At 46.3% G+C, this 25,920-nt stretch carries 21 protein-coding genes, 3 tRNA genes, 1 other RNA gene and 2 riboswitches; of the genes, 19 read left to right on the forward strand and 6 right to left on the reverse strand.

Features of this window, described 5'->3' with window-relative positions; translation table 11 throughout:
• Positions 1-544: 544 nt before the first annotated feature.
• The gene (locus tag ACHZA1_RS12685; protein WP_320052247.1) at positions 545-1,879 is read right to left on the reverse strand and encodes a PhoH family protein; all 1,335 of its coding nucleotides are present in this window, start codon (positions 1,877-1,879) and stop codon (positions 545-547) included.
• 133 nt (positions 1,880-2,012) lie between these two features.
• On the opposite strand from ACHZA1_RS12685, the gene ACHZA1_RS12690 reads away from it, so the two are divergent.
• The 13 genes from ACHZA1_RS12690 (at position 2,013) to ACHZA1_RS12750 (ending at position 13,378) form a co-directional block, all read left to right on the forward strand.
• Complete coding sequence (locus ACHZA1_RS12690; RefSeq protein ID WP_320052248.1) at positions 2,013-3,305, forward strand: folylpolyglutamate synthase/dihydrofolate synthase family protein; 1,293 nt, start codon at positions 2,013-2,015, stop codon at positions 3,303-3,305.
• Between the two features lie 116 nt (positions 3,306-3,421).
• Positions 3,422-3,496: transfer RNA gene (locus tag ACHZA1_RS12695), tRNA-Val, on the forward strand.
• 24 nt (positions 3,497-3,520) lie between these two features.
• Positions 3,521-3,595: transfer RNA gene (locus tag ACHZA1_RS12700), tRNA-Val, on the forward strand.
• 111 nt (positions 3,596-3,706) lie between these two features.
• Positions 3,707-3,781, forward strand: a tRNA-Val gene (locus ACHZA1_RS12705).
• 62 nt (positions 3,782-3,843) lie between these two features.
• Positions 3,844-4,122: a GIY-YIG nuclease family protein gene (locus ACHZA1_RS12710; protein ID WP_394701033.1), complete on the forward strand. Its 279-nt coding sequence runs from the start codon at positions 3,844-3,846 to the stop codon at positions 4,120-4,122.
• Between the two features lie 99 nt (positions 4,123-4,221).
• A complete protein-coding gene (locus tag ACHZA1_RS12715; protein WP_394701034.1) occupies positions 4,222-4,500 on the forward strand; it encodes a GIY-YIG nuclease family protein in 279 nt (92 codons plus the stop codon).
• A 99-nt stretch (positions 4,501-4,599) separates the two neighbouring features.
• A complete protein-coding gene (locus tag ACHZA1_RS12720; RefSeq protein ID WP_394701034.1) occupies positions 4,600-4,878 on the forward strand; it encodes a GIY-YIG nuclease family protein in 279 nt (92 codons plus the stop codon).
• Between the two features lie 265 nt (positions 4,879-5,143).
• Complete coding sequence (locus tag ACHZA1_RS12725; protein ID WP_320052249.1) at positions 5,144-6,352, forward strand: ATP-dependent 6-phosphofructokinase; 1,209 nt, start codon at positions 5,144-5,146, stop codon at positions 6,350-6,352.
• Positions 6,353-6,644: 292 nt separating this feature from the next.
• Positions 6,645-7,664 (forward strand): branched-chain amino acid aminotransferase, encoded by a 1,020-nt coding sequence (locus ACHZA1_RS12730; protein WP_320052250.1) that lies wholly within the window; start codon positions 6,645-6,647, stop codon positions 7,662-7,664.
• A gap of 75 nt (positions 7,665-7,739) precedes the next feature.
• Positions 7,740-7,930: riboswitch (cobalamin riboswitch) on the forward strand.
• 28 nt (positions 7,931-7,958) lie between these two features.
• Positions 7,959-9,113 (forward strand): ABC transporter substrate-binding protein, encoded by a 1,155-nt coding sequence (locus ACHZA1_RS12735; RefSeq protein WP_320052251.1) that lies wholly within the window; start codon positions 7,959-7,961, stop codon positions 9,111-9,113.
• A gap of 2 nt (positions 9,114-9,115) precedes the next feature.
• Complete coding sequence (locus ACHZA1_RS12740; RefSeq protein ID WP_320054919.1) at positions 9,116-10,159, forward strand: iron ABC transporter permease; 1,044 nt, start codon at positions 9,116-9,118, stop codon at positions 10,157-10,159.
• Complete coding sequence (locus ACHZA1_RS12745; RefSeq protein ID WP_320052252.1) at positions 10,159-11,193, forward strand: ABC transporter ATP-binding protein; 1,035 nt, start codon at positions 10,159-10,161, stop codon at positions 11,191-11,193. Before ACHZA1_RS12740 ends, ACHZA1_RS12745 begins: the two co-directional genes overlap by 1 nt.
• A 442-nt stretch (positions 11,194-11,635) precedes the next feature.
• On the forward strand, positions 11,636-13,378 hold the full coding sequence (locus ACHZA1_RS12750; protein ID WP_320052253.1) for an RDD family protein: 1,743 nt from the start codon (positions 11,636-11,638) through the stop codon (positions 13,376-13,378).
• Between the two features lie 80 nt (positions 13,379-13,458).
• Here ACHZA1_RS12750 and ACHZA1_RS12755 read toward each other — a convergent pair whose 3' ends face one another.
• The 3 genes from ACHZA1_RS12755 to ACHZA1_RS12765 all read right to left on the reverse strand — a co-directional run bounded on the left by ACHZA1_RS12755 (position 13,459) and on the right by ACHZA1_RS12765 (position 18,066).
• The gene (locus ACHZA1_RS12755) at positions 13,459-14,394 is read right to left on the reverse strand and encodes a carboxypeptidase-like regulatory domain-containing protein (protein WP_320052254.1); all 936 of its coding nucleotides are present in this window, start codon (positions 14,392-14,394) and stop codon (positions 13,459-13,461) included.
• Between the two features lie 679 nt (positions 14,395-15,073).
• Positions 15,074-16,132, reverse strand: a complete 1,059-nt coding sequence (locus ACHZA1_RS12760) for a DUF5074 domain-containing protein (RefSeq protein ID WP_320052255.1) — start codon at positions 16,130-16,132, stop codon at positions 15,074-15,076.
• Positions 16,133-16,191: 59 nt separating this feature from the next.
• Complete coding sequence (locus ACHZA1_RS12765) at positions 16,192-18,066, reverse strand: TonB-dependent receptor domain-containing protein (protein ID WP_320052256.1); 1,875 nt, start codon at positions 18,064-18,066, stop codon at positions 16,192-16,194.
• 114 nt (positions 18,067-18,180) lie between these two features.
• A riboswitch (cobalamin riboswitch) is annotated at positions 18,181-18,375 on the reverse strand.
• An 833-nt stretch (positions 18,376-19,208) separates the two neighbouring features.
• Between ACHZA1_RS12765 and ACHZA1_RS12770 the strand changes: the two genes are divergently transcribed.
• Together ACHZA1_RS12770 and ACHZA1_RS12775 are read left to right on the forward strand one after the other, a co-directional pair.
• Entirely contained in the window at positions 19,209-19,664 is a 456-nt protein-coding gene (locus ACHZA1_RS12770; RefSeq protein WP_320052257.1) for a S4 domain-containing protein, read from the forward strand.
• A 78-nt stretch (positions 19,665-19,742) separates the two neighbouring features.
• Positions 19,743-20,492 (forward strand): adenosylcobinamide-GDP ribazoletransferase, encoded by a 750-nt coding sequence (locus ACHZA1_RS12775; RefSeq protein WP_320052258.1) that lies wholly within the window; start codon positions 19,743-19,745, stop codon positions 20,490-20,492.
• A 111-nt stretch (positions 20,493-20,603) separates the two neighbouring features.
• Here the strand turns inward: ACHZA1_RS12775 and ffs are convergent.
• Positions 20,604-20,703, reverse strand: an RNA gene (gene ffs / locus ACHZA1_RS12780) — signal recognition particle sRNA small type.
• A gap of 103 nt (positions 20,704-20,806) precedes the next feature.
• Between ffs and ACHZA1_RS12785 the strand changes: the two genes are divergently transcribed.
• From ACHZA1_RS12785 to gap, 3 genes are all read left to right on the forward strand, one after another.
• Complete coding sequence (locus tag ACHZA1_RS12785; RefSeq protein WP_320052259.1) at positions 20,807-21,343, forward strand: DUF4199 domain-containing protein; 537 nt, start codon at positions 20,807-20,809, stop codon at positions 21,341-21,343.
• Positions 21,344-21,370: 27 nt separating this feature from the next.
• Positions 21,371-22,327 carry a glycosyltransferase family 2 protein gene (locus tag ACHZA1_RS12790; protein ID WP_320052260.1) on the forward strand — a complete coding sequence of 319 codons (957 nt, stop codon included), beginning with the start codon at positions 21,371-21,373 and terminating at the stop codon, positions 22,325-22,327.
• Positions 22,328-22,920: 593 nt separating this feature from the next.
• On the forward strand, positions 22,921-23,925 hold the full coding sequence (gene gap / locus ACHZA1_RS12795; protein WP_320052261.1) for a type I glyceraldehyde-3-phosphate dehydrogenase: 1,005 nt from the start codon (positions 22,921-22,923) through the stop codon (positions 23,923-23,925).
• 84 nt (positions 23,926-24,009) lie between these two features.
• Here the strand turns inward: gap and ACHZA1_RS12800 are convergent, their stop codons facing one another.
• Positions 24,010-25,260: an ABC transporter permease gene (locus ACHZA1_RS12800; RefSeq protein WP_320052262.1), complete on the reverse strand. Its 1,251-nt coding sequence runs from the start codon at positions 25,258-25,260 to the stop codon at positions 24,010-24,012.
• 136 nt (positions 25,261-25,396) lie between these two features.
• On the opposite strand from ACHZA1_RS12800, the gene ACHZA1_RS12805 reads away from it, so the two are divergent.
• Positions 25,397-25,918, forward strand: coding sequence for a hypothetical protein (locus ACHZA1_RS12805; protein WP_320052263.1), 522 nt, complete (start codon positions 25,397-25,399; stop codon positions 25,916-25,918).
• Positions 25,919-25,920: the final 2 nt, after the last annotated feature.

Raw genomic sequence — 25,920 nt, forward strand, 5'->3', positions numbered from 1 at the left:
GGCTAGATTTTTCTGGCCCCTCTTTTTTTGCTGAAGCCCTTCAGCAGCTCCAAATGCTCGTTTTGAACCTGCAGAACTCCTTCAGCAACCTCAAAATTGCGTTTTGGGCTTGCTGAACCCCTTCAGTAGCCTCAAAATTTTTGTTTTGGGCTTACTGAACCCCTTCAGTAACCTCAAATTCCCATTTTGGACCTGCTGAAGCCCTTCAGCGACCTCAAAACGACAAAACGGGATTGCTGAAGGCCTTCAGTAAAATTTTAGAATGATTTTGAATTCCCCGTCGCCCGTCGTTAACCTCAAATCGCCGTTTTGGGCTTACTTCCGCCCGACGGTAAACCCAAAACGGGGAAATGGGGTTACTTCCAAAGTGCGGGAAGCCCAATTCTTCCATTTTGGAGCTACCGCTAAAATGCGGGATTCTCAAAACGAAAATTTGGGTTTACCGTCAAAGTGCGGGAAGCCCAAAATAGAATTTCGAGGTTCCCGCACTTTGGAGTTTTTTTAATCTGCGAGAACCTTCGTGCTTTTTAGTGGGTAAATCGGCCTACAGCAGGTTGCTGGCCAGTTCGGCCAGCATGCTGCGCTCGCCCTTAACGAGGTTGACGTGGGCAAAGAGCTCCTGCCCGAGCATCTTGTCGCTGAGGTAGGTGAGGCCGTTCGAGCGGATGTCCAGGTAGGGCTGGTCGATCTGGAAGATATCGCCCGTAAACACCAGCTTGGTGCCCTCGCCGGCACGGGTGATGATGGTCTTGATCTCGTGCGGGGTGAGGTTCTGCGCCTCGTCGATGATGAAGTAGACGTTGGTCAGGCTGCGCCCGCGGATGTAGGCCAGCGGGGTAATCACCAGTTTGTCCGACTTCAGGATCTCCTCGATGCGCATGTACTCGCGGTTGGTGTTCTTAAAGCGCGTTTTTATGAAGTTGATGTTGTCGTACAGCGGCAGCATGTAGGGGCCAATCTTCGACTCCACGTCGCCGGGCAGGAAGCCGATATCCTTGTTCGAAAGCGGTACAATTGGGCGGGCCACCAGTATCTGGTCGTACTCCTTCTCCTGGGCGAGGGCCGCGGCAAGCGCCAGCAGGGTCTTCCCCGTGCCCGCCTTTCCGGTAAGGGCCACCAGCTGCACATCCTTTCGGAGGAGCGCGTCGAGCGAGAACGCCTGCTCCGAGTTGCGCGGTTCGATGCCGTAGGCGCGGTGCTTCTCAATCCGCTTAAACATCCCCGAAGGTTTGTCGAAGTAGGCGAGGGCGCTCTTGGAGTTGCCCCTTAAGATCAGGTACTCGTTATGCGAAAAGGTCTGCTTCAGCTTATTTGCCGGCAGCTCGTTGTTCTTGTAGAAGGTCTCAATCAGATCATCGCCAAGGGGCACTTCCTCAACATCCTTCTTCAGGGTGTCGATGTCGGCCACCTTATCGGTCAGGTAGTCCTGCGCCAGCAGCCCAAACGCCTTGGCCTTCAGCCTAAGGTTGATGTCCTTCGAGATGAGGATCACCGGACGATCGGGGTGCTGCTCCTTTACGTGTAGGGCGATGCTGAGGATTCGGTTGTCGGGGATGTCGTCGTAGAGCGACTGCTGCACCCTCTCGGGCATCTTCTGGCCCAGCTCCACGCGCAGCTTGCCCATGTTTTTGCCCAGCGCGATGCCGCCGTTGAAGAGGCTGTCGCCCGAAATCTTGTCGAGCTCGCGGGAGAATTCGCGGGCGTTGTAGTTGACCTCCTCGTTGCCCTTCTTGAATTTGTCCAGCTCCTCGAGTACGGTTATCGGAAGCACAACGTCGTTGTCCTGGAAGTTTCGGATGCAGCTATGGTCGTGTAGGATGACGTTGGTGTCGAGTACGAATACCTTTGAAATACCTTTCGTTGCAGTACTTTTCTTCATGATGGTCAAGGATTAAAAGGTTATAGGGCGAGGAATGGTTGCAGGCCGATCGCTGCTAAAAACTAAAAGTAAAACCCACCCTCGTGAACATTTGTTCCTCTTTTATAGCTAAAATTGCAGGAAATTTCTCATCATGACCTACCAGGAAACGCTCGATTATATGTTCAGCCAGCTCCCCATGTTCCACCGGGTTGGCAAAAGCGCCTACAAGGCAAACCTCGACAACACGCACATCCTCGATGAGCATTTCGGCCATCCGCACACCAAATTTAAGACCATCCATGTGGCCGGAACCAACGGAAAGGGTTCCACCTCGCACATGCTGGCCTCCATCCTTCAGGATGCTGGACTAAAGGTTGGCCTATACACCTCGCCCCATCTGCGCGACTTCCGCGAGCGGATTAAGGTCGATGGCGAAGAGGTCTCGGAAGCGTACGTTGTCAGCTTCGTGGAGCAGCACAAGGCGCTCTTCGAAAGAATTCAGCCCTCCTTCTTCGAGATGACGGTAGCCCTAGCCTTCAAGTACTTCGCCGACGAGCAGATTGATGTTGCCGTGGTTGAGGTGGGCATGGGCGGCAGGCTCGACTCCACCAACATTATCAGCCCGCTGGTTAGCATCATCACCAACATCGGCTTCGACCATACCGAGTTTCTTGGCGATACCTTAGCGAAGATCGCCTTCGAAAAGGGAGGCATCATCAAGCCTCAAACGCCAGCCGTTGTCGGCGAGTCGCATCCCGAAACGGCTCCTGTATTCGCCAGAATAGCCGAAGAGGCACAGGCTCCCATTGTTTTTGCCGATCAGAAGTACAGGGTAGGGGAGCGCACCCTAACCGGCGATGGTCTGCAGCGGTTTACCATTGTAGGCTGCGCTGGCGATATCATTTATAAGGATGTTGAGGTCGACCTGCAGGGCAGCTACCAGGCAAAGAATATCCTTGGCGTACTTGTTGCTGTAGATGTGCTTAAGGCGCATTTCCCTTCGCTCACCGACGATGCTATTCGTCGAGGGCTACGCCATGCCTCATCGCAAACTGGGCTCCGTGGTCGCTGGTTTAGGTTATCCGACAGTCCGCTGACCATCTGCGATACCGGGCACAATGTCGATGGCCTTACCTACATTGTCGATCAAATCAGCAAAACACCCCACGAAAAGCTCTTCTGGGTTTTTGGGATGGTGAGCGATAAGGATATCAGCACGGTTATTGGGTTGCTCCCCAAAGATGCCTACTACATCTTTACGCAGGCAAGTATACCTCGTGCCAAGGATGCGAATTTGCTGGCCGAAGAGTGTCGCGCAGCAGGTTTAGTTGGCGAGGTCGAAAAGAATGTTCAAAAGGCGCTAGAAAAAGCAAAAAGCATGGCGTCGAGTAACGATCTTATTTTCATAGGTGGAAGCACGTTTGTAGTTGCCGAAGTGGTTTAAGGATACAGCTGTCAAGAACAAAAAAAATGGCGGACTCTTGCAGAATTGAATTTTTGCTGTACCTTTGCATCGCTTTTGGAAACGAAAGCAACGATCTTTGTAAAAGATTTTTGAAAGGGAGCTTAGCTCAGCTGGTTCAGAGCATCTGCCTTACAAGCAGAGGGTCACAGGTTCGAATCCTGTAGCTCCCACTTCTTTCAAAAACAACATAATTCGGGAGCTTAGCTCAGCTGGTTCAGAGCATCTGCCTTACAAGCAGAGGGTCACAGGTTCGAATCCTGTAGCTCCCACTTTTTGAAAACAACATACTTTGGGAGTATGACTCTGCTAGTTCAAAGCATTCCGTTTACGACGAAAGGGGGTCACAGGTTCGAAGTAAATGTTTTTTGGAAAATGTATTCGGGAGCTTAGCTCAGCTGGTTCAGAGCATCTGCCTTACAAGCAGAGGGTCACAGGTTCGAATCCTGTAGCTCCCACGAAAGATTTTAGAAGGGAATTACTTAACGGTGATTCCCTTTTTGCATTTATAGCCTTCTGCATGGAAACTTTTTGGGTTTACATTCTTTACAGTGCAAAGTTGGACCGATACTACATTGGTAGCACCGGCGATCTAGCACGTAGGCTAGCAGAGCATGAGCGGGGTAAAACTGCCTACTCGCGCCAAGGTTCTCCTTGGGTCTTGAAGTATAGCGAAACATATTCTTCCCGTTCGGAAGCCTACCGTAGGGAGATGGAGTTGAAGGGCTGGAAAAGCCGCAAGCGGATAGAGAGTTTAATAGCGGCTGGAGCTCAGTTGGGGTCAGCGCCTCCCGCTTAAGGCGGGAGGGTCACAGGTTCGAATCCTGTAGCTCCCACGAAGGTTTTAAAAGGGAATTACTTAACGGTGATTCCCTTTTTTGCATTTACAGCTTTCGGTATGGAAACTTTTTGGGTTTACATTCTTTACAGTGCAAAATTGGACCGATACTACATTGGTAGCACCGGCGATCTAGCACGTCGGCTAGTAGAGCATGAACGGGGTAAAACCGCCTACTCGCGTCAAGGTTCTCCTTGGGTTCTGAAGTACAGCGAAACGTATTCTTCCCGTTCAGAAGCCTACTGTAGGGAGATGGAGATGAAGGGCTGGAAAAGCCGCAAGCGGATAGAGAGTTTAATAGCGGCTGGAACTCAGTTGGGGTCAGCGCATCCCGCTTAAGGCGGGAGGGTCACAGGTTCGAATCCTGTAGCTCCCACGAAGGTTTTAAAAGGGAATTACTTAACGGTGATTCCCTTTTTTGCATTTACAGCTTTCGGTATGGAAACTTTTTGGGTTTACATTCTTTACAGTGCAAAATTGGACCGATACTACATTGGTAGCACCGGCGATCTAGCACGTCGGCTAGTAGAGCATGAACGGGGTAAAACCGCCTACTCGCGTCAAGGTTCTCCTTGGGTTCTGAAGTACAGCGAAACGTATTCTTCCCGTTCAGAAGCCTACTGTAGGGAGATGGAGATGAAGGGCTGGAAAAGCCGCAAGCGGATAGAGAGTTTAATAGCGGCTGGAACTCAGTTGGGGTCAGCGCATCCCGCTTAAGGCGGGAGGGTCACAGGTTCGAATCCTGTAGCTCCCACGAAGATTAAAAAAGGGAATTACTTAACGGTGATTCCCTTTTTTTGCATTTATACTCTCGGCATGGAAGCTTTTTGGGTCGATTCCATGCTTTGGGGTTGATCCATATTTTCCTTGCAGACAATCTCCTTTGTCTTCCTAATATTTATTCTGAATCTTTTCGAATTAAATACTTTGATTTATTATTGCTTTAAGCTAAATTAAGCGCAAACTAATTTCCCGGAATTACATGGCAAATACTAAATCGAACTACAAAGGGGTAATTGGCGTCCTTACAGGAGGAGGTGATGTCCCCGGCTTAAATCCCGCTATCAGAGCGGTAACGTTCCGCGCTATTCGTGAAGGTTACAAGGTGGTTGGGATTCGTAAGGGTTGGGAGGGTATGATAACCATCGATCGCTCCAAAAAAATAGAAGAGCAGGAGGATGTAGTTGTGCTCACCGAACAGATGGTAAACCGATTGGGGCGAACTGGAGGAACTTTCCTTCATTCGACAAGAACCCGACCTGATAATGTGAGGTTGGATAAGGTTCCCGATCTTTATAAGGATAAGTACACCCTTGATATTAACGATCTGACGGGTGAGGTGATGTCGAATATCGACTATCTGGGGCTCGATTACCTCATTCCAATTGGAGGAGACGACACGCTAAGCTACGGGGTGCATCTGCACAATAAAGGAGTTCCAATCGTAGCAATCCCCAAAACGATGGATAATGATGTTCCTGGCACCGACTACTGTATAGGCTTTGGTACCTGCATTTCGCGTACAATTGAGCTTGCCCACGAGTTGAGAACTTCTGCAGGTTCGCACGAGCGCTTTTTGGTAATAGAGGTGTTTGGGCGCTATGCAGGTTTTTCAGCGTTACTTCCAACTATGGCAGGTGCTGCCGACAGATGCGTTATCCCCGAGTATAAGTTCGACATAGAGCATCTCACCGAACTGATGGTTCAGGATAGGGCTAACAATCCAAGTAAGTACTCTGTGCTCTTAGTCTCCGAAGGCGCTATGTTTAAAAATGGCGATATGATCTTTAAGGGTGAGGAGGCTGACGCCTACGGGCATAAAAAGCTTGGCGGTATTGGCGATATACTTTCGGAGCAGCTTCGGAATCTCTCTGCGAAATATAATAATGGACGAAAAATTGATGTAATCAACCAGCGTTTGGGCTACATGGTACGCTCTGGTGCCCCTGATGCTCTTGATAGCATTGTGCCCATGGCTTTTGGTAACCTTGCGCTCGATCTTATTCTTAAAGGTACCTGTGGCAGGCTGGTGAGCTTGCGTAATGGTCGGTACGACAATGTTCCTATCGACGTTGTAACCAGCTACAAGAAAAAGGTTGACATCGAAAAGTTCTACGACAAGGAACGGTATCGTCCACGGTACGAAAATTTCAACGATAAGCCGCAGCTTATCATGACAAGCGACTTCTAGGCAGATAAATAAGGGAGAGGTTTTTATCTCTCCTTTTACTTGAATAATTGTAGTAAGTATTCATCACTCTTCTAATGTCTCTATTTTTGAGTGTTAAATCTAAAAGACGAATCTCGTGTTTGTAGTTCAATCTGCTACAATAAAAACATCACTTTGTGTCGTTTTGTAGCTTAATCGATGATTGGTGCGATAAATTGTAATGTATAATAGTTTCGTTAGTGATAAATTTGTTAAAATCGTTTTTGCTAAACGAAAAACTATTACTTTTGGTGGTATCAGAAAACGCAATCATATGGAAAATTTAGATTGGGGTAAGTTGCCTTTCGGTTACATAAAAACTGACTACAACGTCCGCTGTACATTTAAAGATGGGAAATGGGGCGAATTAGAGGTGTCTGATTCGGAGTATCTCCCAATTCATATTGCCGCAACAGGACTTCATTATGGGCAAGAAGCATTTGAAGGCTTGAAGGCTTATAGAGGTAAGGATGGTAAAATCCGCCTTTTCCGTTGGATCGAGAATGCAAAACGGTTACATCGGTCAGCCGAAGGTATTCTTATGGCTCCAGTTCCTGAAAAGCTTTTCGAAGAGGCTATCCTTAAGGTTGTGAAACTTAACGAGCGCTTTGTACCACCTTACGGTACTGGTGCATCGCTATATATCCGTCCCGTTCTTTTTGGTTCGGGTGCCGAGGTTGGCGTTAAGCCAGCTAAGGAGTATACCTTTATTGTATTTGTAAGCCCCGTAGGTCCTTACTTCAAGGAAGGTTTTAAACCTGTTAAAATTGCTATTGTAAAGGATAGCGACCGTGCTGCTCCGCTAGGTACAGGAACCTTAAAGGTTGGCGGTAACTATGCAGCTAGCTTACGCGGCGTAGTCGAAACTCACGATAAGGGCTACGGTTCTCCTTTGTACCTTGATGCGAAGGAAAAGAAGTATATCGACGAGATTGGTGCTGCCAACTTCTTTGGTATTAAGGATAACATGTACATTACCCCTAAGAGCACGAGTATTCTTCCATCTATAACCAACATGAGTATACTTACGTTGGCTGAAGATCTTGGACTTAAACCTGTGCGTCGTCAAATTCCAGTGGAGGAACTCGAAACTTTTGAAGAGGTTGGCGCTTGCGGTACTGCTGCAGTGATCTCTCCAATTGGTGAAATTGCCGATCTGGAAACCGGAAAGGTTTACAAGTATTGTAAAGATGGTTGTCCTGGTGCATGGTCAACTAAGCTTTACGAAACTCTTGTTGGTATTCAGTATGGCGATATTCCCGATCCTCACGGATGGGTAACCATTGTTGAGTAAGCAATAAAATAGCAATCAGCATAGAAGGGCGGCAGTTTGTCGCCCTTCATTTTTAGATAATTGTCGAAAAAAGGCTACATTTGTGCCCGATTTGGCGATCTTGCAAACAACGTAAGATTAAAGGGAATCCGGTTAAAATCCGGAGCTGTACCCGCAGCTGTAAGTTCTAGTAGCAGCCTTTAATGTTTTTACCACTGTCAGCTGATGATGGGAAGGTTTTAAAGGTGGAACGAGCCAGAAGACCTGCCTGTATCATGGGTAAAATATCAACTTTCGGGAATAAAAGTTTAAGGAATGACACGTTTTAGAGCCTTTCTGGCAATTGTATTGGTTTCTCTGCTGTTTAGCGCTTGCTCTTCCAAGAAAAATGGCAACGGCGAATCGTCAACTTCTGGTTCGTCCTACTTCTCCGAGAAAATAACCCTTAAATACCTTCGCGGATTTAGCATCAGCTACAGCGGCAGCTACGCCACGGTTGATGTTCGCGATCCGTTCGACTCCACTAAGCTGCTTAAGCGCTACATTCTTATCGATCGCACGAAATCTACCCCTTCGGGATTACCCAAAGGCATTGTCGTGAAGGTTCCTGTCGAAAAATCGGCCTGCTTTTACGGCTTAACGGTAAACGAAATGGCTCGCCTTGGGGTAAATCAAACCATAACTGGCGTTGCAGAGCCTCAGTACGTAAAGGATAGCCTTGTACAAGCGAAGCTTAAGCAGGGGAAGATAGCGAATCTTGGCGAAGTGGCGCAGGCTAACGTAGAGCGCATCATCGAAGCGAACCCTGAGATCTTGGTTGTTTCACCCATATCGGGTGGTCCACTTAACAAGATTGAGCAAACGGGTGTTCCGCTGGTGTACGACTGCTCGTACCTCGAAAATACCCCTTTGGCGCGTGCCGAATGGATCAAGTTCATCTCCTTATTCTTTAAGAAGGAGGCGCTTGCCAACAAAATGTTCGATAGCGTTGATGCCCGGTACAACCGTGTTGCAAAAATTGCGAAGGCTGCCAAGTCGCATCGTCCTACCGTATTCACCGAAAAGAAATTCGGACAGGTGTGGTACACCCCTGGAGGTCGCAGTTACATGGCTCGCTTCCTCGAGGATGCTGGTGCAGACTATATTTGGAAGGATGATAAGAGTACAGGTTCGCTTTCGCTGAATTTCGAATCGGTGCTGGCTAAAGCATCGAATGCCGACTACTGGATCATCAAGACCAACACCCCATACGTGTTCACCTACGCCCATCTCGAAAAGGAGTTCGGTCTTTACAGCAGCTTCAAGGCGTTTAAAGAAGGCTCCATCATCAACTGCGATACGGGAAGAACTCCCTACTACGAGGATGGCTATCTCGAACCAGACGTCATCCTTAGCGATCTTGTAAACATCTTCCATCCGGAGCTGCTGCCCGGCTATGTTCCAAAGTACTTCCAAATGCTGGCACGATGAGCATGTCCGCAGTAAGGCGTAAGCGGGGCCAAAGCATACGCATCATGGTAGGCGTGGGGTTGCTGATCCCTCTTCTGATGCTGATGAACATCGCCTGGGGAACGGTGTCCATTCCATTGGGAAAAGTGTTCTCCATCCTTTTTAGTTCCGACACATCAAACGTTGCTTGGTGCAACATCGTATGGATGTCGCGCATGCCCCAGTCGATTACAGCCATGCTGGCGGGCGCTGCCCTTGCGGCCTGCGGGCTGATGATGCAGACGCTCTTCCGCAATCCGCTTGCCGATCCTTCAATCTTAGGAATTAGCACGGGGGCAAATCTTGGCGTGGCCATTATGGTGCTATCCCTTAATGGGTCGATGATCGCTGGAACGGTTATGGGCTACACGGCCAACATCCTTGCTGCATTTCTGGGGGCGCTAGTGGTGCTCTTCATCATTCTTTCGCTATCGGCAAAGATAAAGAATACGGCCATGCTGCTTATTGTGGGTATCATGATAGGCTTCATGGCATCGTCCATCATCTCTGTTCTTAACTTTTACGCCTCGAAGGAGAATATTCAAATCTTCGTGCTTTGGGGGATGGGCGATTTCTCGAACGTAACCTGGAACGAGATGCCCTCCTTTGCCATCGCCTCGATTATCGGGGTTATGGTTGCCCTTTTACAGATTAAGCCGCTGAACGCGCTGCTGCTGGGCGAGAACTACGCCTCCAACTTGGGGGTTAACGTTAAGCGGGCGCGATACTCCATACTGCTGGGGGCTGGCCTGCTAATTGCAGCCATTACGGCCTTCTGCGGCCCGATATCCTTTATAGGTCTGGCCGTTCCGCACGTAGCGCGCATGCTGCTCGGAACCTCCAACCACAAGACGCTGCTGCCTGCCACCATTCTGCTTGGCTCTGTGGTTGCTCTTTTTTGCAACCTGCTCACCACGCTGCCCGGCGAGGGAGGAATTATCCCCATTAATGCCGTAACTTCGATGCTTGGTGCGCCAGTTGTCATATACGTGATCTTTAACCGTCGTAAGCTTCAATACTTTTCGTGATGAGTGCAAGGAAACAACCGCAGACAGAGCAGGTAACCCTTAAGGCTACTGGGTTGGGCATCGGTTACTCCGATGGCCGCAACCAGCCTACGCTCCTCCACGAGAAGCTAAACCTCGAGCTGAAGGCGGGCGAGCTAACCTACCTGCTGGGCCCTAACGGTGCGGGTAAGTCTACCCTTATCCGGACGCTGGTTGGCTTTCAGCCAAGGCTGGCTGGCGAAGTTTCCATTGGCGGTAAGCCCATAAAGGGATACTCTCAAAGCGAATACGCCAAGCTGGTAAGCGTTGTGCTCACCGAGCGATCGCTGGTAGGAGGGATGACCGTGCGCGAGCTCGTGGGTATGGGCCGATATCCGCACACCGGATACTTTGGCATTCTTCGCACAAAGGATCACAGGGTAGTCGAGCGGGCAATCGCACAGGTGGGCATTGCCGATTTGGCCGCCAAGTACGTATCGGAGCTTAGCGATGGCGAGCGCCAAAAGGCGATGATCGCAAAGGCGCTGGCTCAGGAAACGCCCATCATCATTCTCGACGAGCCTACCGCCTTCCTCGACCTTCCCAGCAAGATTGAGGTGATGGTGCTGCTCCACAACCTTGCCGTAGAGACCCAGAAGAGCATCCTGCTCTCCACCCACGACCTAGAGCTGGCGCTGCAGCTCGCCGACCGCCTTTGGCTGCTGGCAAAAGGGCGACCGCTGGTGTCGGGCGTACCCGAAGATTTGGTGCTCTCGGGTGAGTTCAACTCATTCTTCGAGCGCGAAGGCATCCTCTTCGACAAGGAGACTGGTTCTTTCCGCGTGCATAACGCTATTGCCAAGTCGGTACACATCACCGGGGCAGGGGTGGAGGCGCAATGGGTGGCCAACGCGCTGGTGCGAAACGGCTTTACGCCATCTGCCGACCCCGAGGCCGAATACCGAGTGGAGGTCAGCGAGGAATGCCCCGGCGAGTACCTAGTCTACCGCAACTCCGAGAAGATGTTCACCGCCAACTCCATCGAAAACCTGCTGAAGCTGCTAAAGGCATCGTAACAGCCTATATACGTAAAATTCCTGAATGTAAATATGTATGGTGAGTCGTAGCATTTCTGCTGCGACTTTTTGCTACGTATAGGACTCTTCTATTAACGGAATGGTATTCTACTAAATGGAAGTATCTTCTTGCTATTAAGCACGAAAGTTGTCCTTGTTATTGGCTGTTTAAGCCCGTTTTATATCTCCTAAGCCTTAGTATTGTTGGCCTCACCATTACCTTTTCTCTTTTCACTTGTCTTTGTAAAAAGTTGCTGAAATGCTAACTTTGTATTGCAGCACGAAACGAATCTTTGGCCTTTTTATTTTTGTTATTGCGGGGAAATTTTATTCGCATTCCTTGTCAATTTGTTGGTACTGTTTAGTCCTCCTCTATGTTGTATTTTGGCTGATTGGAAGTACATCAATAGATCGAATTAAATAAAACTTAAAATTCATACCTATGTCTTTAAATCTTTCGCACAAGAAAGTCTTTATCCTCACTTTGGTTACAGTGTTGGTTGGTATTGCTTTCGAACTCATTACTCTAGTTAATTTTAGGGTAACAGAAACATCATCGGTTGTTTATTTTCTGTTGAAGAGTTTAACTCCTAATTTGCATTTGACTTTTTTTGATATGCGCCTGTTCCTTTACGACGGCTCCGATGGCGGCTTTCCCATGTACTTAATTGATATGGCCGTTTATATTGCCGCTCTTGTTGGTGTCATTGTTTACCAACGAAGCCGCTATTGCGAAACAAGATTGCTGCGTTTTTTCTTTTCAATTATTCTTTTAGTAAAGACGATACTTCTTCTTAGTTACATATTCTACTTCTTGTCGGGTTCTAATTCTATGAACTTTAATATTTACATACTTTTGGCAAATGTCGTATCTGTTGCATTTTGGTTTTATATTTCCTTGAAAGTACTCCATTCCCTTTCAAAGGATAGAGTTCTGGAATATGCTACCGAAGGTGAGACAAATGTTGACGCTAAGTTGGAATTGAAGGAGGCTAGTAAGCTTGTTCGATTAGTTCATAAGATAGTTGATGCTTTAATTTGCCTTGCCATTTGCTCTTCCTCGTTTTACTATTACTGGGGATTTTTGTTTGAGCGTTTGGGATTAGTTGATAGTTCTAGGCTTTTATTGTACGTAGCAGCAATATTTTCTCAGTTCATTTTCTTCCTCTTTTTCGAGTACTTTTTCGGGGCTACCCCTGCTAAGTATCTTACCGAATCTCGGGTAGTTAATAGCGACGGTCATGCCGCTTCCTTCGGACATGTATTAGGCAGAACATGCGCTAGGCTTATCCCTTTCGAGTTATTGTCGTTTCTGGGGTCAGGATATGGCTGGCACGATAGCTTATCGAACACCACCGTTGTCCGAGAAAAGAGCATAGGTGTTTCAGGTCGAAAATATCTACTGCTCATTCCAATGTATATTCTGCTTGCTGCGGGATGCTACTATGGTAGCGAGTTTTATTCCGATTATAGAAGCTATTGTTCTGCAAAGAAGGAGTACGAGCAGACGATGAATGGTATTACCGAAAAACTCGCAAAGCTATCTACTAGTAGTGTTATCGTACTCTGCGATGTTGACGATCCCGTTAGTACTACCAACCTAGTCCTTAAGGTCGAAAAAGTTTCTGGCGAGAATATTGTTGCCTCCGTATTAGCTTACGATGCCTTCGCTACTTATCCTGTGATCGAAAAGCAGTATAGCGCTGCTAGTGGCATGCTCGATAAGGTTACCATTAGCCTAAGCGACTTACGAAAAGGGCTAACTCCTAATTATAGCGACTATAAAAATGAAAACTTTAGCTGGCTTACTATCCCCAATGACAAGCATAAATACAGAATAGAGGATGTTGTTGATATATTTGGACCTTGCATCGTTAGCTCCTATAGCGGATGCCGCTATGGCGATATTTTATCTCTGAAATTTGAAAATAAAGGATGGAGTGCCGATGTTGTTGAACTTAAATTGTTAGCTGGAGATTTAAAATGGAATGATCCTCTTCCGATTCATATTGATGCTGCCTCTAGCGATCGCTATAGCTATCCTACGTTCAGCCTTTCTGCTTCAAATTATAAGGAGGGTGCATCCTACAAGTTCACATTTGCCCTTGTCGACTCCCTTGGTCACAAGCAAAAATACCTTGTAGAAGGTGTCGACTTTGATAAAACTGTAAAACGCATTCAGTAGCATCCTATTATTTCAGGGATAGAGAAGAGTTACGCCTTAAAAGAACGCCCCCGCAGCTGCGGGGGTGTTCTTCTATAGCGTTATTCCTTCTCCATTTTAATGTGCAACGTCGTCATCTTCCCATCGGTAATGCTCACAGTTTGCGTTACGGTAGCAAATCCAGCCTTCTCAATCGTTACCTGGTAAACCCCTTCTGGTAGATTCTTTATCCTAAGCATCCCTTTGGTCGCTGTTTTCTTTTCTACGGGCTTGCTGCTTTTGGCGGCAGTGGCTATCCCTGGTTTAGCAACAGGCGTAAGTACTATTCGAGCACCCTTTAGCGGTTCCCCATTAACTGCACTTGTTACCTTGGCGGTAAGCGATAATGTCGTACTTTTCTTGCTAGGCAATTTTCTATTCGACTTATATCCAGTATAAAACTCAGGATGGCTGAGCCGAACAAGCTGCATCAGCAGATCGATCTTCTCTAGTATGGCTTCGTTTGCCGAAAAAAGCGCCTTTAGCTGCTGGGTTAGCGCTACTGCCTCATTGCGTTCTATGCGCGTACTCGGGATAGTCGTCTCCATAAGGCCTATGGCGCTCTTCAGCTCCTTTAACCCATCAGCCGTCACCCCATACTCCTTTAGTGGCTCTAGGTTCGCGCTGGCTCTGCTGTATATGAGATTCGCCCGATCAATAAGTTTTCCATCCTTAATGTGCGATAGTATCGACTCCGTGCATTTCACCTCATTGGCAAGAACCGGATTCTCAACCATCTTCGCAAACACCATCGTTTTATTGGCTATGTCAAAGGTCTTGTTAATAAGGCTTGTTTTAATTTTCTCCTTCTTTTCCGATACGCCCGCCGTGCTGGCCGATTTCTTCTCTTTTATTAAACCTATCTGTAAGAGATTCCCGCAGTACTGGGTGTATAGCGGTCCAAAGTTGGGCAGTAAATCGGTAATCGTTTTCTTGTTACCTAGGAAGTCGCGGATGGTAATCTGCATCTCGTAGCTGTTTTCTTGAGGGTTGGTCATATTCTTTGTTCTTTTTCGGTTTTTAATGTGGCCATTTCTTTTACTCTTTGCAGAGTTTTATAAAAAAACAGCCATTGGTTTTGATATGTTTAAAAAAATCATGTTTTTTTTAATGTCTGTTATCTTTTTGCTTTCTGTCAAATAAATTGCAGGACAAATTGCATCAATACCGATAGCACTCCAACCCATCCCATTGTTGCATAATGTACTTTTGCGCCCTCATCAAGCATTCAGGAGCTGCGTAATGCACTTTTGCACTCTCACCAAGCCATTTAGGAGCTGCGTAATGCACTTTTGCGTCCTCACCAAGCCATTCAGGAGCTGCGTAATGCATTTCAGCGCCCTCACCAAGCCATTTAGGAGCTGCGTAATGCACTTTTGCGCCCTCATCAAGCCATTCAGGAGCTGCGTAATGCACTTTTGCACTCTCACCAAGCCATTCAGGAGTTGCGTAATGCATTTCAGCGCTCTCATCAAGCCATTCAGGAGCAGTAAAACATCATAAATAGTTGAATCTATTTCTTAGCAAGCATCACCCGCTAAATTCTACTATTTTTCTTTTTCACTGTAGAGCCACGAAAGCTATTCCATTTTCATTATAGCCTATTTCGATAATCCCCAAAGGCAATAAAAAAGGCCGCACGATTTGTCGTGCGGCCTTTTTTATAAATATATTTGTTTAGTTGAGGAAATATCCGCTATTAGGGCCAACTCCTACAATGTATTCCTTAATTTTGCTTCCTGTAGCGTTATAGCGAACCACCATATTGCTATTTGCATCAGTCCAATCGGCAATCATAACCATAATTTCTCCGCTTGTTGGGTTGAGGGCAAAGCCATATATACCATCAGCCTTTATTAGAGGAGTTGTTGGTGCCAATTTCGCTGTAATCTCAAGCTTGTAAATGCTAGGATCTCCGTATGCACCTCCATAGTAAATAGCATCCTTTGCGCTATTAATTGATAGCTTCTCAGGGTGATAGCTTCCTAGGTCAATTTTGGTTGATACTTCATAGGTTGATGGCGTTATTTTACAAAGCATCGCGTTAGTATTAACCTTGTCGTAGTCGGTATAACCAGCACAAAGAACCCAAACTGCACCATTCTTATCGGCTACAAATTTCTTTGGACAATCCGCTACTGTCACAGTCTTCTCGATTGTATTGGTTTTAATGTCAATTACAGATACCGTATTGTTTTTGTCGTATCCACCGCTATTTGCCACATACAGTTTGCCATTATTAATAAGTATGCCTTCTGGTCCTGCTCCAACCTTAATTGATCCGGTAACCTTGTTGGTTGCAAGATCAACCACCGCTACTTCATTGTTAGTCCATCCAGTTACATATCCAGTTTTCCCATTAACAGCCATATAGCGGGGATTCGCTACCGAAATTGTAGCATATTTCTTACACGAGTACTTGCTTACGGCAACTACCTTATTCGACCCATTGAGAATTAAGTAGGCCGAAGTGTCAGCCTCTGCGATGCTTTGCAGCACATCGCCAAGAGCCTCTTTGTTCACCTTGTAGTAAACATCGTTGGCTAGGCTATCGCCGGTGGCGTAGTAGAGCGAGATTGATGCATTATTTTTTCCATAGTTCCCCTCATTGGCAATTACCATCCCTTGGGTTAGGTCGTAGCGTTGCTTAGGCTTGCTTGTCGAGTCATCATTTTCACAAGCCGTAAACTGTAGCGTGGCGCCAACAAGTAGGGCCGCATAAAGAAGCTTCTTCATCTTTCTATTTTTTGTTTATTGTTGATTATTCCTGTTGTAGGTGCATTCTGCGGCTAATTCTACCTTCCAAAGCTTACCGATATCCCGGCCTGAAAGGTTCTTAGCGGAAGCGCATAGCCTTTTTGCATCTGATACTCCTCGTTCCAGATATTATCTATTCGGGCGAATGGGCGTAACCCTCCCCAGTTGAAATCGAATGTTTTGTCCACTGCAACAGAGGCCACCCAAAACGGATTCAGCCAGTCGGTGTTGCCGATGTAGTAGCGCCTACCCGTATACGATTGCGTATACCTAATGCTAAACGATTTCGCTTGAACGTAAATGGCCGCGCTTCCCTTGTACTTGGGGGTATACATCAGCTGCATCCCCTTTGTCGGCGATTCTTTTGTTTGATCTGTCGATCGGGTGAACATCCCCGACACATCTACCCCCAGCGTCATTCTATCCACCTGCTGTTTCACCGTAATGCTGGCTTCCGCGCCTCTCGACCATGCCTTTCCCACGTTTATCGGGCTCCATACTGATCCGTTTGGCTTCCACTGAATCCAGTTGTTTACATTGTTATTAAAAGCCGCAGCTTTCATCGACAGCAAAAAACCATTCTTTGTATGTAGGTAGTCCAGCCCCAGCTCTTCGCCGTAGCCCTCTTCTGGTTTTAAGTCCTGATTACCCCATCCCTTCCAGTACAGATCGTTAAACGAAGGAATACGGTAGTTCCTCGATGCATTCCCCCTTAGTTGAAGCCCCTTCATCAACCTTTTTTGTATTCCCACCGACCATGTCATGGGCGATGCCTTTCCATCAACCAGCTCCTGTCGGATGCTAGCAAAGCTCTCCAGCCCTATATCATCAGCTTTAAAGCGATATCCCAGCACCCCGGCTGGCCGGTAGCGCTCCTTGATCTCAGGATAGTTGGTCGAGGTTGCTCTCTCGTACGATGCGTTGATTCCCCCCTCCAGCGTACTCTCAGCGCTAAGCTTTACGATGGCTTCCCCCTCCAGCAATCCCTGAGTGGTGTGGTGGTTCGATCGTTCTATGCCAGGGTTGCGGTAGTTTTCCCAGTCGCTAAACAAGGCCGACTTAATGTTGAAGTCAACCCGGTGGCGAGTGGCCTGCCACTGTGCAGTTGCCCTTAAAAAATGGTTGTAGTCGTACTCGCTGCTCATGGTGTTGCTCACCATCGGCGGGTACTGGTTGTAACCATCCTGCCCCCAGAGCGATACCACCATCCTGTCGTTGCCCGTTAGCGCAAACGTGCCGGTTTCCATTATTCCTCCCTTGCGGTAGCGGGCGTTTATCTGCCTGTCGCGGTTGTCGCTGCTGGTAATCTTGTAGTTGTTCTCGGCTTCCGTATAGAATAGGCGAGAGGATATCGCCATTTTGGCCCCGCTGTAGGTATATTTGGCTCCGGTATAGGTCAGTCCGTAGCTGCCCACCGACTGCATCACCTCGCCGCTGCTTCCCGTTCCAAAAGGCAGCACATTGTCCAGGTGAATCACCCCACCAATGGCTCCGCTGCCAAACAGCGCGCCGTTTCCGCCCTGCTGCACCACCACCTGATCCACGAAGAAGGTTGGAATACTTCCAAAGCTAACGCCAGCATTCATCGAGCTCTGCAGGTTTATGCCATTCCAGAGCACCGCCGTGTGCGCCGAGCTCAGCCCTCGCAGCGAAACGTTCGAAGTTCCCCCAGGGCTGTAGCTATTCACGTTTACGCTAGCTTGATTCGATAAAAGATCGGTCAGCAGTGCGCTGCTGTTCTGCCTAAGCTCAGTAGGCGAGACGATTTTTAGTGATAGCCCCGACGAGTAGCGCTTCAGCTTGCTGCTAACCACCACCTCCTTCAGCCTTACCGTATCGGATGTGGTCTTTTCATCGATGGCTGTAGGGCCATATACGGACAGCGCGCTAAGTAGAAAAACGTTTAATAACATGTTTTAGAAATGATCAAAATCGTTAGCGATTCAACCACTTAAAACCTGCGAATAAAAAGAAGTGATGCGAAAAGTAATGTAAGATGAATTACATCGAGCTCTTTATCCGAAAGCTATAAATGTTCCAGTTTTGGCAGGTCTTCTGGCTTGCTCCCCTTTTATCCGCCTTCCCGTCCTCAATCGGACAGTGGCATTTGGATGGTGATAAAAGGTTTTGATGGAGCTTACAGCAGCGGTAACTGCTCGGGTTTCTCACCCGATTCCCTCTTCGCTCCGCTTGTGGCGGAGACCAAAACTGCGGCAAAGATAGATTTAATTTATCTTCCCAAAGGCGGCATTAGCTTTTTTTCTTCTCGAATTCCAGTCTCGTCTTCCCAAATGCAGTTACATGCAGATCTAGTCGCGGATTCCTCATCAACAAATAAATAATTTTCTGTAAGATGCTTGTTGATACAATAATAAGTATACATTTGCAGTAAGCTTTATTCAGAAACAGATGCAGGGCGAACGGATCTTCCAGTAGCTCTGCATCTTTTGTTTTACGACATCCCTTGTTAACCTTCCTCATTTACACCGCCTAATGCCAAATCTTGCTAAAAATAAGGCGTTTGGCTTTATGGTTTCATGTCTTTTCCGATAGACTCAGTAGCATTGTTAATGTAAACCATCCCATTTCTATATGGTAAACCATCGGCGAGCAAGCTAAACGGCACCCAACAACTTTTTCTCCGTAATCATCATGGCGAAGCTGGAGGCGTTAGCCGACATCCCAACTTTCCGACAACGGGATATACAAGATTGGCACGAATCCTTGTTTGAGCAAGGTCGCCTCCGCAGCATTTCTCAAAGTAGTAATCGCCTTAAGGCGATTACCTTATCTTAAGCCAAGACATTCTACCGCAACTGAGCGAGTTAATTCGTGCCAAGGGCTTTTCTTTTCTTCTGCCCTTCAAAAAGAAAAGAAGGTAGAGGTCTCTTCCTTTAGTAGATTGCTAGCGGCTATTAAGCGATTCTTGAATTCAGAGGCTATGTTCAAAAGGCAAAGGCTTATATGCTAAATCTAAGGCGTTTGGCGGATATTCGCAGAAATAGCTAACTTCGTGGCGGATGTGTTACGTTTGCATCCTTCATCTTAAATCTATATGCGACAAAGTAAAAAGGACGCTATTCGCCTCAACAAGCTGATTAGCGATGCAGGATTTTGCTCGCGCCGTGAGGCCGACGAGTATATTGCCCAAGAGCGTGTTACCGTAAATAGCCACACCGCAAAGGTTGGCGACCTCGCGTTTAAAACCGACTTTATTCGAATCGATGGCGAGCCCCTCCGCTTCGTCGAAAAGGTGGTCGAGCAAAAGCGAAAGCCTGAATTTCTCTCAAAGCGAGTTTCCCGGAATACGGCCGATGGATCCAAAAAGGAGAGACCAGTCAAAGCAGAAGCAGGTAAAAACGAAAAGTTCGCGGAAAAGAAGAAATCGAGCAATGCCGACAGCATTAAAAAGGATGCATCTAGCGCTTCTGCACCTTCAAAATCATCCCCTTCAAAACCCGATAAGAAGACAGGATCGGCAAAAAAGTGGTTTTCCGGGCGTAAAAAGTAGCGGTATTGCTGTATTCTTATTTATTCATTTTATAAGTTTGTAAGACCATTACGGCTAAGCCAAAAGCCAGCATTAAGCATGTTCCGAAAAATAGCTGCAACAATATCTTTGTTCACCCGAATTCCCATTGCCCGATGGATGTCTATTTCCCATGTCGATTATGGGCGTACGGCACCCTATTATGCAATTGCTGGATGGGTAGTAGGAGGTCTTACCGCGCTCGTCTTTTACCTGGTTGACTATCTTTTCACTCAGCCCGTTACGGTAGCAATCACCCTAACGTTCTCTATCTTCCTAACAGGAGGTTTACAGGAGGGGGGGCTGGCCTACTTCTTCGACAACCTCGGAGGAAGGCACGGGCAGCGCTTCTACATCAAGAACCGCACCGATAAGCAAATCGGAATCCAGGGCATTCTTGGCGTTGCTCTGGCTCTGATACTCCAGTTTTCCATTCTTCAGGAGCTAAGTCCTGCTCTAGTTCCCTGGCTAATACTTTCGGGCGAAAGCCTCTCGCGTTTGGCGACCATAACCCTGATTGACACCAATCGGTACTTACGTCCTAAAGAGGGGTACGATGCAGCCCCTGCTTTTGGTAAGTTAGGCGTAGATGGTTGGCTCATTGTTCTTATCACAGGCTTACTCCCTTTCTTCCTAACCCTTAGGTTGAAGATTTGGGTGGCAATAGCACCTCTTATTGCAGTCCGAATTATTATGCAGATTTTCTTTAAACGATTCAGGGGAGGCGTAAACTTCGAAGAGTGCTTGGCAACGCAGCAGTTCTGCTTGATTGCGTTCTATCTGGGAGTATCTGCAATACCGAACATTTAGCAGCATGCATATAATGTAAAAGCCCCAAAGATTTCTCTAAGGGGCTTCTTTATTTTAGACGAGTCTGTTGCCTTTTTTCGACCTTGCGCTTTGTTGGGGCATAAACGCAAAAAAGGGTAAGCTACTTACATCGCACCGCTACAACCGCCTACCCTTGCTACCTTCCGGTCCTGGGGGGATTCAGCAGGAGCTGGTCGTGTAAGACTTACCCGGGCACAAAAGTACAACAATTTCCGAAGAAGCCAAATAAAATGCGTGCGCATTCCCCAAATCTCTTATCTTTGACAATCATTAACCGTATTAAACAACATGTTATGGAAGACGAAAAAAATCCCTCATCAGTAATGCTAAAGTCCGCTGCAACAAATGGAGCAATTTTAGGCTTAATCTCAATTCTATTTGTAGTAATAACCTATATGACAGGTGATATTTACAAGGGAAATGTTTGGTTAAGCGTGCTGAGTATGGTCATATCAATTGCCGCTCTTGTCTATTTTGCCCTAAGCTATCGAAAAACAGCTTGTGGTGGTTTTATTACCTATGGAAATGCTTTTATCTACTGCTGGCTTACCTATATCTTTGCAGGCGTACTCTCTATCGCCTTCATGGTACTTCTCCAAACGGTCATAGAACCTAACTACATGGAAAAAATGGCCGATGTTCAGCGCGAAATGCTATTGAAGAAAGGACTCTCTGATTCTCAGGTCGAACAGTCAATTGCAATGGCCTCAAAGTTTCAAACTCCACTTTATATTGCCATCATAGGTTTTCTCGGTAATGCGCTTGTTGGTTTGGTAATTAGTTTAATTACTGCAATCTTTGTCAAGAAAGATAAGCCTGTGTTCGAGTAGCAGGTTGTTTTTGATAAATAAAGGATAATGAGTAAGTTAGATATTTCGGTAGTAGTTCCGCTGTACAACGAGGAGGAGTCGATTCCCGAGTTGGTAGAGTGGATTGATAGGGTGATGAAAGCCAACGGCTTTTCGTTTGAGGTTGTTATGGTCGACGATGGTAGCACCGATCGTTCTTGGGATATTGTAGAGGAGTTAGCAGCAAAGTATCCGTTTGTAAAAGGAATCAGTTTCCTTCGTAACTACGGGAAATCAGCTGCACTATATTCCGGTTTCGACGCCGCCCAAGGCGAAGTTGTTATTACAATGGATGCCGATTTGCAGGATAGCCCCAACGAGATCCCCGAACTTTACCGAATGATTGTCGAAGAGAAGTACGACCTCGTGTCAGGCTGGAAGCAGAAGCGCTACGACCCAATAGGGAAGCGTCTCCCCAGCAAATTCTTCAATGCAACCGCTCGTTTTGTAAGCGGTATTAAGCTTAACGACTTCAACTGCGGACTTAAGGCGTATCGTCGTAAGGTTGTGAAAAGCGTAGAAGTCTATGGCGAAATGCACCGCTATATCCCTGTTCTTGCCAAGCAGGCCGGCTTCAAGAAAATAGGAGAAAAAGTAGTAGAACACCAAGCTCGCAAGTATGGCGTCACGAAGTTTGGCTGGGAACGCTTCATTCACGGCTTCCTCGATCTGCTTTCCGTTGTGTTTGTATCTAAGTTTGGGAAAAAACCAATGCACTTTTTTGGAACCCTAGGCATTATTACCTTTTTAATAGGCGGAGTTTTGTCCGGGCTCATGATTGGTGAAAAGATTTACCACTTGGCCAACCACATGAAAGTGCGTGAGGTTACGGCACAGCCTCTATTCTACATTTCATTAACGCTGGTGATTATCGGAGCACAGCTCTTCCTTACCGGCTTCCTTGGTGAGTTGGTGTCAAGGAGTTCTAGCGAGCGAAATAACTATCAAATCGATAAAAGAGTATAGAGAAAAAGAGCAAGTTCTTGAATTCAAGACTTGCTCTTTTTTTTGTAGATGCTGCTTTGGTCTATCACTTTCCTTTGTAGGTAGAACGCTGCTGCATTTCTATCCTTTGCTGGTCTAACTCGATGGTTCTTGTCTCCGTTGGTAAAATTAGTACGGGATAAATTTCAGAGATTAGCAGATAAATGCTAGATTCGCAGTGTCAATTTGTGTGATTCTTTTGTATTTAAAACATGATAATAATGAAGAAGTTACTAGTTGCTTTGCTAGCGTTGGTTGTTTTGGCTGGAATAGTTTCGTCATGTGCTAGTTCTGAGAAAAGTTGTCCCGCATACCCTCAATCTCCCAATAGGAGGTAGTGGCTGTATTCTAGGGTTAACTTTTTTTAGGGAGTTCTTACGAATCCTTAAGGGATTCGCGATTAACATGACAGGCTGTGTTTCGAATTGATTAAGGGTTTTAAAATCAACAATATAAAACTATGTATAGGTATTATTATTGTTGTTGGGCTGTGGGAAGGGAATTGATGTATTCTTCAGTTTTATTATCTTTGTGAATCGATAAACAGCAATTTATTTCATTATAACATTTAAGCTATGGCTAAAATCAAAGTTGGTATCAACGGATTCGGAAGAATCGGACGCTTAGCATTCCGTGCTGCTCAAAAGCGTAGTGATATGGAAGTTGTTGCAATCAACGACCTTATCGATGTTGAATACATGGCCTACATGCTAAAGTACGACTCAGTTCACGGTCGTTTTGATGGCACTGTAGAAGTAAAGAATGGACAACTTATCGTTAATGGTAATGCTATCCGCGTAACTGCTTGCAAGAACCCAGCCGACATTAACTGGGGTGCTGTAGGTGCAGAGTACGTAATCGAATCTACAGGTTTATTCCTTACTAAGGAAGCTTGCGAAGCTCACATTCAAGGTGGTGCTAAGCGTGTTGTTATGTCTGCTCCATCAAAAGATGACACCCCAATGTTTGTAATGGGTGTAAACCACACTACTTACAAGGGCGAGCAATTCGTATCAAACGCATCTTGTACAACTAACTGTTTAGCTCCTCTTGCTAAGGTTATCAACGATAAGTTTGGTATTGTTGAAGGTCTTATGACTACCGTTCACGCTACTACCAATACTCAAAAGACTGTTGATGCTCCATCTGCTAAGGATTGGAGAGGTGGACGTGCTGCTGCTGGCAACATCATCCCTTCGTCAACTGGTGCTGCAAAGGCTGCTACCAAGGTTATCCCTTCGCTAAAGGGTAAACTTACTGGTATGTCTTTCCGCGTTCCAACTCTTGACGTTTCTGTAGTAGACCTAACTTGTCGTATCGAAAAGTCTGCTACCTACGATGAGATTAAGGCTGCAGTTAAGGCTGCATCTGAGAACGAATTGAAGGGTATTCTTGGATATACTGAAGAGGCTGTTGTTTCTAGCGACTTCATCTCAGATCCTCGTACCTCTATCTTCGATGCTGAAGCAGGTATCATGCTTAATCCAAACTTCGTTAAGCTTGTATCTTGGTACGACAACGAGTGGGGTTATTCTAACAAGGTTCTTGACCTTATCGCTCACATGAGTACTGTAAAATAGTTTAAGTACTATATAAATTAAATAAATTAAGGCCGACTATAGTCGGCCTTTTTTATTATCTGAACATTCTGTATTTTATTTCCTCTATTCGTACCGAAGTGCCTCAATCGGATCAAGTCGTGCCGCTTTAACAGCAGGAAGGTATCCTGAAGCAAGGCCAACTCCAAAGTTTAGGGCTATGCCAATAATAATCCATCCCCAAGGAATAATGAATGGGCTGTCAATCAGCGATGATATGACGTTTCCTAGTAAAACACCGAGAATAATACCGAGAACTCCTCCCATTTGACAAATCATTATCGACTCGAAAAGGAACTGCTGCTTGATATTCTTTGACTTTGCGCCTATGGCTTTTCGAACTCCAATCTCCTGTGTTTTCTCGGCAACAGCAACAAGCATGATATTCATTAAGCCAACTGCAGCCCCGAGTAGGGTGATGAAGCCGATGAGCGTAGCTGCATAGGTTACGTACTTGAGATTCTCGATGAGCACCTTTGCTATTGCATCACTTTTTATGATATTGAAATCGGATGGGTCTGTTGCCTTGAGCTTTCGGATGGCACGGAAAAGTCCCTCTGCTTGTTTGGGTGCTTCCTTAAAGTGCATTGGATTTTTTGGCAATACCAAAATGTAAAACGATGATTGTTCGCGTGCCCGTAGTGTTTTCCCTAGGGAGACAGGGATAATTACCATTCTATCGGTTCCTCCTCCAATCATTCCTCCTTTAGTCTTTAATAGACCTACTACCCGATACTTTCCACCTACTGTGCTGATGATTTCCCCTGTGGGGTCTTTCTTCTTGGGGAAAAGTTTAGTTGCAATGTCCTGCCCAATGACGGCTACGTGGTTTAGGTTTTCAACTTCCGATCGAACGATTCCCCTTCCTTTTTCCAACTCATAGCCTGAGTTGGAAATGTAATTTTCATCCGCAGAAACTATGGTGTTGTTTGGGTTTGTTTCGTTTCCATTCCCACGGACAATCTTTGCACCACCCATTCTCATGTATATGCTTATGGTCGATGGCAGCTCATACCTTGACTTGAACTCTAGGGCTTCGTTGTAGGACACGTTAGGGTTGTTTCTTACGCGTCCCCTCGAATCTCCACCTATTCGTATGTTGAAATCACGGCTTGTTATGGTGAAGGAGTTAGCCCCCATCATTGATAAGGTACTTGTAATTGAACTTTTTATTGAATCGATAGCCGTTGTAATGCCTACTAAAGCCATGAGCCCAATGGCAATGATAACAATGGTTAGAATAGTTCTTAGCGGATTCGATTTTATTGAAAGCCATGAAATTCGGAGGTTTTCTTGGACAAATGCTCCTGCACGCATATGCTATCTTTTTTTATTAGTATATATCCTTCTAAATGTACAAAAATCATTAATAAAACAAAGCTCTTGAAATGGTGGCTTTGTTCATTCTATATTTTTTATTTTTGGGGAATAATTAACGACTAAAATCTTTTATATGGTTTTTAAATTCAGGGCGTTGTCGGGAGATGTGGAAAACTTTGCTCGTGACTACGAAATATCTGAAGAGAATACCCTTTTTGATCTTCACCAGCTGATACAGTCTGACTTGAACTTCGATTCTTCTCAAATGGCATCGTTCTTCGCTGTCGATCACGAGTGGAATAAACTACGCGAGTTCACCCTTTTTGATCTGGGGGAAGAGGCTGACGATATGGATGACGCTCCAGTTCCAATGGATGTTATGACGCTTAAAGAGCTGGTGAAGGAGAAGAATCAGCGGTTGCTCTATACGTTTGATATTTATAGCGACCGAAGTCTCTTCCTTGAAGTATTAGAGCATAAGAAGGTCGAAGTTGGCGTGAAGTACCCTATTGTAACCTATTCCGAGGGTGAGCCTCCTTTGCAAATCGAGAACGTTAGCGAAGAAGACTCTTCGATTTACGATGATGTGATGGAGGACTTTGATGATTTCGAATCGTATGAGGATTACAACGAGCGGTCGGATGATGAATTTTAGCG

It is taken from the genome of uncultured Acetobacteroides sp. (assembly GCF_963667355.2).
Lineage (GTDB): Bacteria > Bacteroidota > Bacteroidia > Bacteroidales > ZOR0009 > Acetobacteroides.

Coding starts and splice junctions, on each gene's coding strand:
- ACHZA1_RS12805 (WP_320052263.1), top strand. CDS start 25,397: ATGGTTTTTAAATTCAGGGCGTTGTCGGGAGATGTGGAAAACTTTGCT.
- ACHZA1_RS12760 (WP_320052255.1), bottom strand. CDS start 16,132: ATGAAGAAGCTTCTTTATGCGGCCCTACTTGTTGGCGCCACGCTACAG.
- gap (WP_320052261.1), top strand. CDS start 22,921: ATGGCTAAAATCAAAGTTGGTATCAACGGATTCGGAAGAATCGGACGC.
- ACHZA1_RS12755 (WP_320052254.1), bottom strand. CDS start 14,394: ATGACCAACCCTCAAGAAAACAGCTACGAGATGCAGATTACCATCCGC.
- ACHZA1_RS12785 (WP_320052259.1), top strand. CDS start 20,807: ATGGAAGACGAAAAAAATCCCTCATCAGTAATGCTAAAGTCCGCTGCA.
- ACHZA1_RS12685 (WP_320052247.1), bottom strand. CDS start 1,879: ATGAAGAAAAGTACTGCAACGAAAGGTATTTCAAAGGTATTCGTACTC.
- ACHZA1_RS12710 (WP_394701033.1), top strand. CDS start 3,844: ATGGAAACTTTTTGGGTTTACATTCTTTACAGTGCAAAGTTGGACCGA.
- ACHZA1_RS12775 (WP_320052258.1), top strand. CDS start 19,743: ATGTTCCGAAAAATAGCTGCAACAATATCTTTGTTCACCCGAATTCCC.
- ACHZA1_RS12800 (WP_320052262.1), bottom strand. CDS start 25,260: ATGCGTGCAGGAGCATTTGTCCAAGAAAACCTCCGAATTTCATGGCTT.
- ACHZA1_RS12790 (WP_320052260.1), top strand. CDS start 21,371: ATGAGTAAGTTAGATATTTCGGTAGTAGTTCCGCTGTACAACGAGGAG.
- ACHZA1_RS12770 (WP_320052257.1), top strand. CDS start 19,209: ATGCGACAAAGTAAAAAGGACGCTATTCGCCTCAACAAGCTGATTAGC.
- ACHZA1_RS12715 (WP_394701034.1), top strand. CDS start 4,222: ATGGAAACTTTTTGGGTTTACATTCTTTACAGTGCAAAATTGGACCGA.
- ACHZA1_RS12740 (WP_320054919.1), top strand. CDS start 9,116: ATGTCCGCAGTAAGGCGTAAGCGGGGCCAAAGCATACGCATCATGGTA.
- ACHZA1_RS12750 (WP_320052253.1), top strand. CDS start 11,636: ATGTCTTTAAATCTTTCGCACAAGAAAGTCTTTATCCTCACTTTGGTT.
- ACHZA1_RS12720 (WP_394701034.1), top strand. CDS start 4,600: ATGGAAACTTTTTGGGTTTACATTCTTTACAGTGCAAAATTGGACCGA.
- ACHZA1_RS12765 (WP_320052256.1), bottom strand. CDS start 18,066: ATGTTATTAAACGTTTTTCTACTTAGCGCGCTGTCCGTATATGGCCCT.
- ACHZA1_RS12735 (WP_320052251.1), top strand. CDS start 7,959: ATGACACGTTTTAGAGCCTTTCTGGCAATTGTATTGGTTTCTCTGCTG.
- ACHZA1_RS12745 (WP_320052252.1), top strand. CDS start 10,159: ATGAGTGCAAGGAAACAACCGCAGACAGAGCAGGTAACCCTTAAGGCT.
- ACHZA1_RS12730 (WP_320052250.1), top strand. CDS start 6,645: ATGGAAAATTTAGATTGGGGTAAGTTGCCTTTCGGTTACATAAAAACT.
- ACHZA1_RS12690 (WP_320052248.1), top strand. CDS start 2,013: ATGACCTACCAGGAAACGCTCGATTATATGTTCAGCCAGCTCCCCATG.
- ACHZA1_RS12725 (WP_320052249.1), top strand. CDS start 5,144: ATGGCAAATACTAAATCGAACTACAAAGGGGTAATTGGCGTCCTTACA.